Origin of the sequence: Pseudovibrio exalbescens, from assembly GCF_028737195.1 — a bacterium.
Lineage (GTDB): Bacteria > Pseudomonadota > Alphaproteobacteria > Rhizobiales > Stappiaceae > Pseudovibrio > Pseudovibrio zosterae.
Genome location: NZ_JAQZAJ010000008.1, coordinates 36,689 through 50,651 on the forward strand (window position 1 = coordinate 36,689; position 13,963 = coordinate 50,651).

A 13,963-nucleotide genomic window follows, 5' to 3' on the forward strand; every position below is an offset into this window, starting at 1 on the left:
AGTTTAAGCGTTCTGGAGATCGTCTCCAGCTCTTTTGGAGGGCTTAGTCTCCATGCCCAGCAACCCCCAATATGTGAGGCTTTTTCAATCCAAAGTGCTCACGGTTTTAGCTACGGGATTGGCGACGGTTGAGTTGTCGGTTGTTGCCATTGAGTTGGCGGGTGAGGATTCAAGCGCGATGCTTGGGACAGCGCTATCGCTCAAGTCACTGACTTTTGTTGTTGCCCCGCTTGTCTTGTCTTTGGTTGTTGTTCAACTGAAGCGTGGACGTTTGTTGGTCGTACTGGATTTGGTACGTGCCCTTGCCGTTTTATCTTTGATTTTCGTTGAAACAAGAGCCGGTTTCCTCTTGGCGGTGGGTATATTTCTTGCGGCAACAGCTTCATTTAAAGTGATTTATCTTGAGTATGTCGCCTATATGCTACCCGACAAAGCGACCTTTTCTCGGGCGATCTCGAAGAGCCGCATTCTTGATGAACTAGAAAGCCTCATTAGTCCTCTTATGGCGGGTGTGCTGCTGTTCATCTTTCCCATGACACTGTTTTTGGCGGCAACCGCCTTAGCCTTCTTACTCTCCGCGTTGCGTATTCTCACAGCTCAACTTCCTGCAATCGCGGTCAAGACTACCAGATCTGATGCGCAGCGAAGCTTTGCGGGACTGAAGCTCTTTTACAGGGAGGCTAATCTCAGGCCGCTACCTTGGCTCATGGTTCCAATCGCATTGGGGATCGCAATGGTTATGACGACCACGCCGGTGTTGGTCGGCCTTGATGAAAGTCGTCAAGGCGCCGACATTGCATTTGCTTTTGGTGCATTTGGAGCTGGTGTGGTTGTTGGCGCCACAGCGGGCATTTGGCTTGGTTCACTTGCTACGGAGCGCCACATCATGAACGCAGGCGCGGTGTTGATTGTGGCAGGGCTCTTTGGAGGGCCCTTTCACGAGGCCTATTACAGCTTGTTGGTGCTCTGGTTCGCGATTGGGGTTGGTGTTGCCTTGATACAGACTCTCGCCGCCAGCGTTATCAGGCGGGCGGCGCAAGATGTGAGCCTGATGCAGGTCTATGGTGCGGGCCTTGCCATTCAAAATGCCGTGTTAGTGGTCGCCTACTCGCTGGCTGGGTGGTTGGCAAGTGAATGGGGTACGCAACCCACCTTTGGGATACTGTCAGTTTTGTCGGCTCTTGGGATGGGCATGGCATGGTACCTCAACCGATCTCAAGGCTCCCTGAAATCTACCAGTCAAACGGAATAGTGACACTTTTAGCCTAGCAATAGGCTGACGACGCTAGGTTAATGCAATCAAGATGGATCCTGCAGATGAGCGAAGAAGGCAACACAGACCAAAGCGAACGTGAGCCGTTGCTTGTAGATCTTGCCCTACAAGGGGGAGGCTCACATGGAGCTTTCGCTTGGGGAGTGCTCGACCGGCTGCTGGATTACCCCTGGTTGAAAGTGGAGGCCATATCCGGAACTTCAGCAGGCGCCATGAATGCAGCGGTGTTTGCCTATGGCATGACAGAGGGCGGGCCAGAAGGGGCCAGGAAGGCTTTGGAAACCTTTTGGCGGAGTGTGTCGCAGGCAGCCCGGTTCAGTCCGTTTCAGCGTACGCCATTGGACTGGATGATGGGCAACTGGACCTTGGACTACTCGCCGGCATACATCATGGCAGACACAATGGCGCGGTTCGTTTCACCCTATGCTTTTGGCCCGTTTGCGTCCGAGACAAACCCATTGCGCCGGATCCTCGAAGAAACGATTGATTTCCGGGTGCTCGCCGAGGGCCCCATCAAGTTATTCATCACGGCGACAAACGTGCGCACGGGGCGAGGAAGGGTGTTCCGCCGTGATGAAGTGACGCCAGATGTACTGCTGGCGTCGGCATGCTTGCCTACCTTGTATCAACCGGTTGTCATAGACGGGGAGGCCTATTGGGACGGTGGATATTCCGGCAATCCGACGATTGCTCCTTTGGTGCGAGAATGCGAGTCCTTCGACACGTTTTTGGTGCAAATCAACCCGGTCAACCGCCCAGACGTGCCCATAACTGCCCGAGATATTCTCAATAGAGTGAATGAAGTGTCCTTTAATGCCACGCTTTTGAAGGAACTGAAGATGGTTGCCCTGATGCGCAAAGTGGCAGACCCGGGCAATTCCGAAGGCCGCTTATGGGGTGAAATGCGCCTTCACCGGATTTCGAGCGAGGCGATGGTGGAGCTGAGCGCTTCCTCCAAGCTGAATGCCGAATGGGCCTTCCTGAAAATGCTCAAGCAAGAAGGCCAGCGTGCTGCCGACAATTTTGCGCGTGATCACGGCAAAGATGTGGGCGTCCGGTCTTCGTTTGATTTCGACGCGTTGCTGGAAGGAGTGTAAAATGGGACTTCTGGGCATCCTTGTTGGATTAGTCCTGTTGATGGCGCTTGCCTATCGTGGTTGGTCCATCTTGCTGCTTGCCCCTCTCGCTGCACTTATCGCCGCAGCATTCTCAGCCGAGCCTTTACTCGCTCACTGGACACAGACTTTCATGGGCGCAGCGGCCGGGTTTGTCGCGCAGTTCTTTCCCCTCTTTCTGCTTGGTGCCCTTTTTGGCAAACTCATGGACGACAGCGGTTCAGTCAATGCCATTGCCGATTACATGACGTACAAACTCGGGCCGGAACGTGCCGTACTTGCGGTTATTCTGGCTGGTGCGCTTGTCACCTATGGCGGCGTAAGCCTGTTCGTGGCGTTTTTCGTGATTGCGCCCATGGGCCTTGCCCTGTTCCGTGCCAGCAATGTTCCTCGCAGGCTGCTGCCCGCGGCTATCGCTCTTGGCACCTCAACCTTCACCATGTCTGCTCTGCCTGGAACACCTGCCATCCAGAATGCCATCCCCATGCCTTTCTTCGGGACAACGGCGTTTGCTGCGCCGGGCTTGGGGGTCATTGCGGCTGCTATCATGTTTGGCTTTGGTTTCTGGTGGCTCCGTTTGCGCCAGGGTCGAGCCGAGGCAGCGGGCGAAGGCTTCGGTTCCGACACTGCAGCAGACACCCAGGAAGGCAAGTCAAATATCGTTCAGGATGTAACCTTGCGCGAACTTGCCACGACGGCGCGGGAGTTTGATCCAATAGAGGTGCAAGCTGGAAAAAAGGCAGATACCACGCCGGGTATCGTGTTTGCGGTTTTACCTCTCGGTGTAGTGGTTCTCGTCAACTTGGTTGCGTCGCAGTTCGTGCTGCCGAGAATGGACTTTGCCTTTCTCGCACTTCCTGAATGGGGCTCTACCAGCCTTGGCGCCATCGGCGGGGTCTGGGCGGTGGCATTGGCCCTTCTTGCAGGCATCATAGTGCTATTGGCAACCTCGTTCTCTCGCTTGCCAAGTCTGCGCGAGAGTGTTGATGCGGGTTGCAATGCCTCAGTCCTGCCTATCATGAGCGTGGCTAGCCTTGTTGGCTTTGGCGCTGTGGTTGCAGCCCTCCCCGCCTTTTCTGTGGTGAAGGAATGGGTGTTGGGAATTGAGGGCGGGCCTCTCGTCTCGTTGGCCGTAGCCACAAACATTCTCGCGGCTCTCACGGGATCGGCCTCAGGTGGCATGACCATCGCGCTTGACGCGCTGGGACCCACCTTTATGCAGATTTCTGCGCAAACGGGCCTCGATCCGGCCATCATGCACCGTGTTGCGGTAATTTCCTCCGGTACGTTGGACAGTTTGCCTCACAATGGTGCTGTGGTCACCATGCTTGCCGTGTGCGGATGCAGCCACAAGGAGAGTTATGCGGATATCGTTGTCGTCGCTGTGCTCGGCGCCATGCTGGCTCTGGTTGCAGTCATTCTATTGGGCAGTCTTCTCGGCTCATTCTAGGGATTGGCATGTGACACAAGGTGACAGAGCCGTGGCATACGTGGAAGCATCAGCTAATTGGTCCAGCATTCAGGGGAAACGTTTCCCTGCAATAACAATAACAATAACAACCGCCGGATGGCCCAGGTCCTCCGGACACCCGGGACGGCCTCATGTTCGATCTTAAAACTCGTCGCGTAACCCAAAAATTGTCATTTCTGTTGCTGCTGATTTTGGTGGCTTGTGAGGGCGAAGTAGCCCCTCAATCCGAGCCAGTGCGGCCGGTTCGAGTGATATTGGCCCAGAGCATGGCCAGCGGTGAAACCTTGCGCTTGACGGGCGATATTCGTGCGGAGGATCTGGCAGTCCTTAGCTTTCGCACAGGTGGTCGCCTCGTCACACGATCCGTTGGTGTAGGGGAGAGCGTGGAGGCTGGCGATCTTATTGGTCGTCTTGAGGATGTGACGCAACTGAATAACGTTCGCAGCGCAGAGGCCGAACTGTTTGCGGCTGAAGGCGATGTAGATCGCACGAGCGTGGACTATTCGCGGCAGTCTGAGTTGCTAGAACGCGGTTTCACGACCCGCCAACGCTATGACACGGCCCTTCAGGTCTACCGCCAGGCACAGGCCCGCGCAAACGCCGCGCGAGCGCAGCTTGAGAACGCACGGGAGACCCTGGCTTTCACTGCCCTTTACGCGGATGCACCCGGCGTCGTTACCGCTGTGGGGGCTGAACCGGGGGAGGTAGTTGGTGCCGGCACAATGGTAGTGCAACTTGCAAGGGAAGAAGGTCGGGATGCAGTATTCGATGTACCCGAACGCGTACTCCGTGCGGTTCCGTATAACGCGGATATTCGCGTGGCGTTGGTCAGTGACCCCTCCATCACCACAACGGGACGTGTGCGAGAGGTCTCCCCTCAAGCAGATCCCATTACTCGTACGTTTCAGGTGCGGGTGGGGCTGGCTCCCGTACCTGAAGAATTTCGACTGGGATCCGCAGTTACGGGCAACGTAACGCTTCAGGGCTCATCCGCGATCCCCTTGCCCGCTTCCGCGCTCACAACTGTGGAAGGCAGACCCGCCGTATTTGTCGTTAATTCAGAGACCGAAAGTGTGGAACTGCGTCCCGTCGAAATAGGCACATTTGACTTGTCACAAGTTATGGTGATTTCTGGCCTAGTTGAGGGTGAAGTTGTCGTGACTGCGGGTACGCAAGCCTTGCGAAACGGACAAGCTGTTCGCGTTGGTGGAGGGATCTAGCATGAAGGGCAACTTGTCTGCATGGTCCCTGAGCAACAAGAAGGTAGCGCTCTACTTCATGGTACTGGTGATTTTGGCGGGTGTGACAGCCTTTGTGAACCTTGGCCGCGATGAAGACCCCCCTTTTACCATCAGAACCATGCTCGTACAGGCTGCCTGGCCTGGAGCTGCAACCGATGAGACCCTGCTTCAGGTAACCGAGCGGCTTGAGAGAGCTTTGCAGGAAACGCCTGGGCTTGATCGAATAGACAGCCAGACCCGACCGGGTCACAGCGTGCTGTTTGTCCATTTGCTCGACAGCACCCCGAAAGCTGATGTGCCAATGGTCTGGCAGAATGTGCGCAACCGGGTGGCAGATATGGCGCATACCTTGCCTCAAGGTGTCATCGGCCCGGCCTTTAACGATGAATTTGGCGACACATTCGGCGTAATCTATGGCTTTACCGCAGATGGTTTTTCTCAGAGGGAACTGCGGGATTATGTCGAGCATATCCGCTCTGAACTGCTGAGGGTGGAAGATGTTTCCAAGATCGAGCTCCTCGGCATCCAGGAAGAAACCATATTCGTGGAGTTCGATCCCTCAGAGATCGCAGCTTTAGGGTTGCCGCCTGGTGCGGTGCGCGATGCCTTGCGAGCGCAAAATCTGGTTGCCCCAGCAGGAACCTTGAGAACAGGAACGGATGCCATAACCGTCACTGTTTCTGGGGCCTTCAATGATGAAAATGATCTTCGCGAAATTGTTCTGACTGCAGGAGACGCCCGGTTGCGACTGGGGGATGTGGCCCGTATCAGCCGCGGCTATGCCGACCCACCTCAACCCCTCTTTCGGGTTAACGGCAAGGACGCCCTCGGGATCGCCATTTCTATGCGGGACGGCGGTGATGTGATTGCGTTGGGCGAAAACCTCGAAGCCCGAATAACTGAACTCCGTAGGGACCTACCCATCGGTATCGAGAGTTTTCTCGTAGCAAACCAGCCGGAGATTGTGGACACGGCGATTGCCGAGTTCACGGAGTCATTGTGGCAGGCCATCGCCATTGTTTTGGTCATAAGCTTTATCGCGCTTGGCGTGCGGGCTGGCATCGTGGTTGCGGTGGCCATTCCATTGACCATGGCTGCGGTGTTCGTGACCATGCAACTGGTTGGTATTGACCTGCAACGCATTTCGCTTGGAGCACTCATCATTGCACTCGGTCTTCTGGTGGATGATGCCATGACAACGGTAGACAGCATGACGCGGCGCTTAGCTGCGGGTGATGATGCCTTTCGTGCCGGGTCTTATGCTTATGACAAGCTGGCTTTTGCGATGCTCACAGGCGCATTCGTCACAATTGCCGGGTTTGTTCCCATTGGTTTTGCTGAGAGTTCGGCGGGCGAATATACGTTTTCCATCTTTGCCGTAGTAGCCATCGCCTTGATTGCATCATGGTTGATCGCCGTCTTGTTTGTCCCGGTCGTAGGGGTGGCCGTTCTGCGCCCTCCCAAACCGGATGCGAAAACCCGTGAGAGCGCCTTGATGCTAGGGTATCGCGCACTGCTGGCCCTTGCCATGCGAGCCAGAATTTTGGTTGTGGTTGCTACGATTGGCCTGTTTGTCTTGTCTGTGCTCGGGCTGTCGTTGGTTCCTCGTCAGTTCTTTCCACCTTCCGACCGGGTGGAGCTTCTTGTGGACTTGACCCTGCCCCAAGGAGCTTCGATCCATACCACCCGAGTGGCAGTTGATCGGTTCGAGGCCAAGCTGGAACAACTTGAGGGCATCTCACACTGGAGCAGTTATATTGGTCGCGGTGCCATCAGGTTTTATTTGCCGCTCGATGTACAGACGCCCAACCCATTCTTCGCCCAGTTCGTGGTGGTGACCAACAGCATTGAGGATCGCCTTCGCCTTCAACCTTTGTTGGAGGAAACCCTAATCGAAGAATTTCCGGAGGCGATCTCCCGTGTCTATGCGTTGGAGCTCGGCCCGCCAGTTGGATGGCCGATCCAGTATCGAGTTACGGGGAGCAACCTTGAAGAGGTCCGAACCATTGCGCGTGATGTAGCAGAGATCATCGCCGGTGTGGGCGATGTCCGGTCCTTGAGCTTTAACTGGATGGAGCCTTCACGAGATATCCGGGTCGTGCTGGACCAGGACGAAGCTCGCCGGCTTGGGATCAGTGCGGCGGCGGTCTCGAATGCGTTAAACCTGTATCTCTCCGGAACGCCGGTCACCCAAATCCGTGATGACATCTACCTTATCCCTGTAGTCACTCGTGCTGAAGGAGGACAAACCCTCTCACCTGAGCGGCTCGCCAATCTGCAAATCGCGATTGGCGGTGGCCGTACGGTACCGTTGTCCCAGATTACGCGGCTGGATTACGACCTCACAGATCCGCTGGTTCACCGGCGGGATCGGGTCGCCGCATTGACGGTGCAGGCGGATATCCAGCCCGGTCTGCAGGCTGCCACAGTGGTTGATCGGATCGAGCCAGAACTCGCAGAGCTACGGGCTGACTTGCCCAAAGGATATACTATAGACACCGGCGGGCTAGTGGAGGAAAGCGCAGAGTCGCAAGCCTCGGTATTCGCAGTCGTACCGTTCATGCTCCTATTGGTCCTAACCATCCTTATGGTCCAGCTTCGCGATTTTCGTCTGGTAGGAATGGTGCTGTTCATGGCACCGCTTGGCATGATTGGCGTAGTAGGTGCGCTATTGCTTTCCGGACAACCCCTTGGCTTTGTGGCCATCCTTGGGGTACTTGCTCTTGTGGGTATGATTTCCAAGAATGCCGTGATCCTTATCGAGCAGATCGAGGATGAGCGTCGTTCCGGAAAGCCCGTGCGGGCGGCGGTAATCGAGGCTGCCGCAAGCCGCCTCCGCCCCATCTTGTTGACAGCACTCTCCACCGTTCTGGGTCTCGTTCCCATTGCCTTTACTGTGTTCTGGGGAGCCATGGCCTTTGCCATCATGGGCGGGCTGGCAGTGGCTTCTTTCCTCACGCTTCTCGTTTTGCCTGTGCTTTACGATCTCGTCTTCAATCGCGGTGAGTTAGCCGAAGAGCCTTCTGGGAGCGACCGCAGCAACTCCCCTTCCCCACTCGTATAAGGACATTTACTTTCGCTCATCTTCTGTTGGATCAGAATTCAGTGACTGCTGTTCGGCGTTTGACAAGGGTTCCATGTTAGCGCTGGTTTCAGCCTCGCGGTGGCCCGCCTCCACACTTCCCGTGGGCGGGTAGTCAAGCGTGCCCTGCAACTGGTCTACTTCTTCACGTGCGGGATTGGGGAATGGCAGCTTGCCGGATTTGCGCCAGCTGGCTACAGCTGCTTCTGCTGCTTCGCTTTCAGCCGTGTTCACCCCCTTATCACGAGCAACATAAAGGGTTTGTGATGGGAATGCGAAGCCTGTGCCCGCTTGCCCTACGACATCATAAACTCTGAGTAGGACGTCTTCACGAATGGCAAAGAAATCGTTCCACTCTCGCGTTTGGGCATAAACGCGAATGCTGATGTTCAAAGAGCTGTCACCATAGCCAGAAAAGCGAACGCGTACAGTTTCTCTGTCTATTCGAGGGTGGGAAAGGCACATTTTCCGCAGCTGAGCGAGGAGGTACCGCAGCTGATCTGGGGTGGTTTCGTATCGTACGCCAATTGAAACATCAATCAGCATTTGATCGCATTCTGCCCAGTTGATGATCTGCATGTCAGCAAATTGCGCATTGGGCATGGAGATGAGCGTGCGATCCAATGTTCTGAGTTTTGTGGAGCGGATGCCAACTCGTTCTACTGTTCCTGTATGGTCGCCGAAGCTGCAGAAGTCGCCGATTTTTACCGGACGATCAATGTACAAGATAACCCCACCGATGAGGTTCTCCAGTGTCGGACGAACGGCCAAGGCGACTGCGATGCCGCCAATGCCGAGCCCCGCCATTATGCTCAAAATGGGGATGCCAATGGCTTGTCCTCCGAAGGCCATCACGGTCATGACGCCAATAATGCCGAGGGTTGCGGAGAGCAAGCGCAGCATATCCGCATCTAGACTTTCATCTGGGATGCGAGGCGAGCGAATAATCAACTCGAATACCATCCTGATGGCCAGCCACAAGAGCCATGCGTATCCAATGTAGGCGAGGATAGTCTCCGCAGTTTGAACAATCGCGGCGAAACGTCCTGAAATATTGATTTGTCCGGTTAAGTAAGGAAGTAGGATCTCGCCCGCGAATAGTAGGCTCAAGGGCAGCAAACTTTGCAGGATGAGCGCCAGCATACGCTTTTGCGGGTCAACGGCCCATATGATGCTATTCAGAGAAAAGATCAGCACGATTAGAGCCGCGAAAACAATAAACAGAACCAGCGTTTTCCAAATGGGAGTGTCCAGCCAAAGAAGTGTCAGGGGTTTGGGAATACTCGAAACCACAAACGAAGGAACAAGTGGGCCGGTGAGTTGTTTTCCGAATATGGCGATTGAGTTGGTCGGCAAGCGGGTTTGGAGTGGTAGGTGGCTTATTGCACGTGCAAACCGCGGCGCATCTCGCACTGTCCGGCCGGAGAACAAAAATTCTCCTTTTCTTTCTCCTTCCGCTATCTCAACGATCCGTATTGGGGTTTCTGGAACTCTGAAGCTTTGTATACCGCTTGCTTCAACTTCCTCAGCATTCGGGAAATCCAGAGCGGATGACGAGGTTAAACGTCCGAGAATATCCATCACATGACTTGCGGTCAAAATGCCTACTTCCCTGCGTGAGGTCGGAGAAACCTCCTGCAAATCGAACAAAGCAATAAGCTGGTCGGACACCAATGCGATCCGTGTGGCCCCAGAGAATGTTGGGTTTTCTAAATACTCCAAAATTTCTGTTTCCATTATTCGGGAAAGCCAACGAAAGGACTCGAAGGTTGCTCTTGGGCTGTCGGTGCGGATCGGCAGCACCTCGCGTTCAGCCTCAATAGTGGTAGCTGGAAGTTGAGACTGTGCCGGGTTCACGGAAAGAGTGAATGAGGTAATAAGCACGCATACGATGACTGCTCGAAAACACCAAAATTGTTTCAAGGTCTGACACGGTCTCGACTGCCGGAGATTTATCGTGTGGAGAAAAGGCTCGAGCACACTCCAAAGCAGCATTCACAGAACTCCGGGTTTATGCGGGGAGACTTCTCGCAAACTCCTAACTTTCGCGCTTCCTTCATTTTGAATGAAGTAGTAAAACGCCAAGAAGGTCACTTAACTGCGTCTCTCCCCGCCAGTGACGTGTAAATTATGTATCGTTCTCTAGTGCCGTGCGAAGTTTTTCTTCTTGGGATGACGATAAGGAGGTCTTCAGAATGCGGGGCGAATGCTCTTTTATTTCGGCAATAACCTTGTCGGGAGTTGCCTTCGCAACGAGGACAAAAAGAGCAGAAGTGCCGGGTTTGATGGTTTTTCCGAGGTCTCGAATGAAGTCATCATTAATACCGAAATCAGAAAGGCGGCCTGTAAGTGCACCGACAGCCGCGCCAGCCGCTCCGCCGACAGCGAAACCCGCCAGAGGATTTAAAAGCAACAGTCCGACCAGTCCTCCGAGCAATGCGCCTGTGCTCAATCCGTGACTTGCTCCCAATGCCGTAAGGTTTACCGATTGCTTAATCTGGACATCGCCTTGTTCCGGGCGGATGACCACGACGGCGTCGGTTAGGTCGATCAGATGAGCCTTGCCGAGGGCGCGTAGCTTGCTCAATACGATGTCCGCGGTCTCAATGCCGTCAAAGTCCATTACAATCAGATCTGACATATTTATCCGTCCTCTTCTTATTCTTTTGGATCTTCGGATTTCGCTGCTGTTGTTTGCCAGCATAGGCGCTTGGCTGTCGAAGTGATCGACAGCCAAGCTATTGGATCATGGTGACGCGAAGCTCAAAAATCGACAGGGTCGCGACTGATCGGACAGGTCATGCAATGCCCGCCGCCCCGCCCGCGCCCAAGCTCGGAACCAGAGATAGTGATCACTTCAATACCTTGTTTGCGGAGCAACGTATTCGTGTAGGTATTGCGATCGTAAGCAAAAACGACTCCGGGTGAAACACAAACGAGGTTTGCGCCAGAATCCCACTGTGTTCGCTCTCGAACGTACGCATTGCCACCAGTTTCTACGACCCGCATTTTCTTGACACCGAGTGCTTTTGAAACCGCGCCCACCCAGTCTGTGTTTTCTCTTCTGACATCAAGTTCGCCGTTTTCCTTCGGGCGAATGGAGTAGGGCGTAATTGTGTTAACGATATCTGGATACAAAAGGACGCAATCGCGATCTGCGAAGGTGAACACGGTATCGAGATGCATTGCAGCACGCAGCTTCGGCATGGCTGCCACAAGCACAACATCAACGACATCCTGCTCGAACAAAGATTTCGCTAGCAGCCCGATCCCTTGTCGAGACGTGCGTTCTGACATTCCTATGAGGAGGGTACGGTTTCCCGCAGGCATCACATCCCCTCCTTCGACAGTAGCCAATCCGAAGTTCTTTTGCGGATCTCCCCACCAGATATTCGTCTTGTCACGGAAGTCTGGATGAAAACGATAGATTGCCGTAGTAAGGAGCGTCTCGTCCTTTCGTGGTGGCCAGTAGAGCGGATTGACGCTACACCCACCATATATCCAACAAGTTGTGTCTCGTGTGTAGAGTGTGTTTGGAAGTGGGGAGATCAGGTATTGAGTTAAATCACCGCTGTGCCGGATCAAATCCATAAACTGCCCAGACAGATTTTGGGGGAATTCTTCAACCGACAAGCCGCCGATCAGGATCTCGGCCAGAGTCCGATCATTTAGCTCCTCCAAATAGCTGCGCACATCCTCAACAAGCCCAATGCCAACCTCATATTCCGTTACGCGGGTGTTCAGGATCCAATCCTTGGCCTCCGGAATTGCAAGTGTTTGAGTTAACAGGTCGTGCATTTCCACCACGTCGACTCCTCGGTCACGCAGTTTCTGCTGGAAATCAAGATGATCTCTTTTTGCAACATCAACCCAGATTACATCATCAAACAAAAGGTTGTCGCAGTTGGATGGGGTAAGCCGTTCGTGCGCCTTACCCGGCGAACACACCATTACTTTATTCAGTTTACCAACTTCGGAATGGACTCCAAATGCGGCCTGTGCGGTCATCTGACCCTCCTGCTTTTTTGTTTTATGGTGTTATTCGGCCAGTTATCAGCCCGGCCATGCCCAGGATGGCTCCAATGGCAATAGCGGCAAATATCATTGTTTCCCGCTTGTTAAAGAGAGATGCATTGTTCTCGCGACGAGACCAAACATAAAGAAGCGTTCCAGGTGCGAACAACACGGTTACGAGGATCACGTATTTCAGACCTGCGGCGATAAACATGAAGACCACATACAGGATAGCAATCCAGCTGACGATCATATCGGAACGGCGGGCTTTGGGTGTGCCTGCATATAGTGCGTCATCCCTTACCAACAACGCGCCAAAGCCTGCCACAAGGAGATAGGGTAACAAGGTGGTGACGCTTGTCATGTTGAGCATGAAATTGAAGGCATCTGCTGACCAATAGGTGGAGATTATGAATGCTGAGATCACGATGTTGGTTGCCCACAAGGCTGCGGCAGGCACCTTATTGGCGTTTTCATTAGCAAAGATACGTGGCATGTCTCCAGACTTGGCTGCAGCAAACATGACTTCTGCGCAGATGAGACACCAGGCTAAGTAGGCTCCCAGCACCGAGACGAGTACGCCAATGGAAATGAACCAACGTCCCCATGGACCGGCTGCTGCTTCAAGCGCCCCGGCTAGTGAGGGCTGACGAAGGGCCGCTATCTCGGCGCGCGGCTCAATCGCATAAGGCAGCAGGGTGATCGCCACCATCAACCCGGTTACAGCAACGAACCCCAGAATGGTCGCAGTGCCAACATCGGAGCGCTTCTTGGCAAAGCGTGAATAAACACTTGCTCCTTCAATGCCTATAAAAACGAACACGGTAATCAACATGGTGTCGCGCACCTGAAAGATCAGGGGTTTTTCGGGCATTCCAACACCACCCCAAAAGTTCTCCCGGAAAGTGTCAAAGTTGAAGGCAATTATCATGGCAATGATGGCGACCAGGATAGGCACAATCTTGGCGATAGTCACAATGAAGTTGACGGCAGCGGCCTGCTCCACACCGCGCAGGATTAAGGTATGAAACAGCCAGACCCCGGCGAGTGAAACCAAAATGGAGATGAGTGTATTGCCCTCTCCAAACATCGGAAAAAACTTGCCAAGCGTTGAGCCGATCAAAACCCAATAGAATACATTCCCAAGGCATGATCCCAACCAATAGCCAAAGGCTGAGAGGAAGCCCATGTAGTCCCCAAAACCCGCTTTCGCGTAGGCAAAGACCCCGGCGTCAATCTCCGGTTTACGCTCCGCTAGAAATTGGAAGACTCGTGCGAGCATGTACATACCCGTACCTGCAATCAACCAGGCAATGATTGCGCCAAATGGACCTGTCGCCATGCCGAAGCGCCCAGGAAGATTGAATATTCCGGCACCTACCATGGAGCCAATGACCATTGCAGTCAGCGCGAAAAGTGAAATCTTACTTGCTTGTTGATGTTCTGGCTGCACTGTTCACTCCTGTCTTTTGACGACAGTTCTTTTTTATTTTTACTTTAGATCAACCGGAGAGTTGCTGAGTTTGCGATGTATTTCAGGGACCTTGTATTATACTAGTGAAATTAGTTTTATACCCCATTAATACTTTGAATAGGATTTGGTGACTTAAGGTAATCTCATGTTAAAATGAAATCAAGCGCAAATTTCTAGGAAAGGGTTACTTGCCGCCGCCCGTTTTAATACGATGCCCGGCGTCAGGTAAATAGGTGCGGCGAACGGATGGAGTTGAGGTTTTTGCTGTAAAGCGCTGGCAAGCCATGTAGAAG

9 protein-coding genes are annotated in these 13,963 nt (G+C 53.8%); 5 read left to right on the plus strand and 4 right to left on the minus strand.

Translation table 11 applies throughout. The annotated features are described in order from the left end of the window. Positions 1 to 52: 52 nt before the first annotated feature. The 5 genes from PUV47_RS18815 to PUV47_RS18835 all read left to right on the plus strand — a co-directional run bounded on the left by PUV47_RS18815 (position 53) and on the right by PUV47_RS18835 (position 8,164). A complete protein-coding gene (locus tag PUV47_RS18815; RefSeq protein WP_274220147.1) occupies positions 53 to 1,252 on the plus strand; it encodes an MFS transporter in 1,200 nt (399 codons plus the stop codon). 65 nt (positions 1,253 to 1,317) lie between these two features. Then, positions 1,318 to 2,370: a patatin-like phospholipase family protein gene (locus PUV47_RS18820; protein ID WP_274220148.1), complete on the plus strand. Its 1,053-nt coding sequence runs from the start codon at positions 1,318 to 1,320 to the stop codon at positions 2,368 to 2,370. Between the two features lies 1 nt (position 2,371). Beyond that, the gene (locus tag PUV47_RS18825) at positions 2,372 to 3,838 is read left to right on the plus strand and encodes a GntP family permease (RefSeq protein WP_274220149.1); all 1,467 of its coding nucleotides are present in this window, start codon (positions 2,372 to 2,374) and stop codon (positions 3,836 to 3,838) included. A gap of 152 nt (positions 3,839 to 3,990) precedes the next feature. After that, complete coding sequence (locus tag PUV47_RS18830) at positions 3,991 to 5,079, plus strand: efflux RND transporter periplasmic adaptor subunit (RefSeq protein ID WP_274220150.1); 1,089 nt, start codon at positions 3,991 to 3,993, stop codon at positions 5,077 to 5,079. Between the two features lies 1 nt (position 5,080). Next, positions 5,081 to 8,164, plus strand: a complete 3,084-nt coding sequence (locus tag PUV47_RS18835) for an efflux RND transporter permease subunit (protein WP_274220151.1) — start codon at positions 5,081 to 5,083, stop codon at positions 8,162 to 8,164. A gap of 6 nt (positions 8,165 to 8,170) precedes the next feature. On the opposite strand, the gene PUV47_RS18840 is transcribed toward PUV47_RS18835, so the two are convergent. The 4 genes from PUV47_RS18840 to PUV47_RS18855 all read right to left on the minus strand — a co-directional run bounded on the left by PUV47_RS18840 (position 8,171) and on the right by PUV47_RS18855 (position 13,595). After that, complete coding sequence (locus tag PUV47_RS18840; protein WP_274220152.1) at positions 8,171 to 10,105, minus strand: mechanosensitive ion channel family protein; 1,935 nt, start codon at positions 10,103 to 10,105, stop codon at positions 8,171 to 8,173. Positions 10,106 to 10,310: 205 nt separating this feature from the next. Continuing rightward, positions 10,311 to 10,823, minus strand: a complete 513-nt coding sequence (locus PUV47_RS18845) for a DUF1269 domain-containing protein (protein WP_274220153.1) — start codon at positions 10,821 to 10,823, stop codon at positions 10,311 to 10,313. A gap of 122 nt (positions 10,824 to 10,945) precedes the next feature. Continuing rightward, positions 10,946 to 12,190 carry an arginine deiminase gene (locus tag PUV47_RS18850; protein ID WP_274220154.1) on the minus strand — a complete coding sequence of 415 codons (1,245 nt, stop codon included), beginning with the start codon at positions 12,188 to 12,190 and terminating at the stop codon, positions 10,946 to 10,948. Positions 12,191 to 12,212: 22 nt separating this feature from the next. Beyond that, entirely contained in the window at positions 12,213 to 13,595 is a 1,383-nt protein-coding gene (locus PUV47_RS18855; protein ID WP_413697843.1) for a basic amino acid/polyamine antiporter, read from the minus strand. Positions 13,596 to 13,963: the final 368 nt, after the last annotated feature.

What these genes read in the sequence shown, in the direction of transcription:
- PUV47_RS18850 (WP_274220154.1), bottom strand. Translation starts at nt 12,190, where the DNA reads ATGACCGCACAGGCCGCATTTGGAGTCCATTCCGAAGTTGGTAAACTG.
- PUV47_RS18825 (WP_274220149.1), top strand. Translation starts at nt 2,372, where the DNA reads ATGGGACTTCTGGGCATCCTTGTTGGATTAGTCCTGTTGATGGCGCTT.
- PUV47_RS18835 (WP_274220151.1), top strand. Translation starts at nt 5,081, where the DNA reads ATGAAGGGCAACTTGTCTGCATGGTCCCTGAGCAACAAGAAGGTAGCG.
- PUV47_RS18815 (WP_274220147.1), top strand. Translation starts at nt 53, where the DNA reads ATGCCCAGCAACCCCCAATATGTGAGGCTTTTTCAATCCAAAGTGCTC.
- PUV47_RS18855 (WP_413697843.1), bottom strand. Translation starts at nt 13,595, where the DNA reads ATGGTCATTGGCTCCATGGTAGGTGCCGGAATATTCAATCTTCCTGGG.
- PUV47_RS18845 (WP_274220153.1), bottom strand. Translation starts at nt 10,823, where the DNA reads ATGTCAGATCTGATTGTAATGGACTTTGACGGCATTGAGACCGCGGAC.
- PUV47_RS18820 (WP_274220148.1), top strand. Translation starts at nt 1,318, where the DNA reads ATGAGCGAAGAAGGCAACACAGACCAAAGCGAACGTGAGCCGTTGCTT.
- PUV47_RS18830 (WP_274220150.1), top strand. Translation starts at nt 3,991, where the DNA reads ATGTTCGATCTTAAAACTCGTCGCGTAACCCAAAAATTGTCATTTCTG.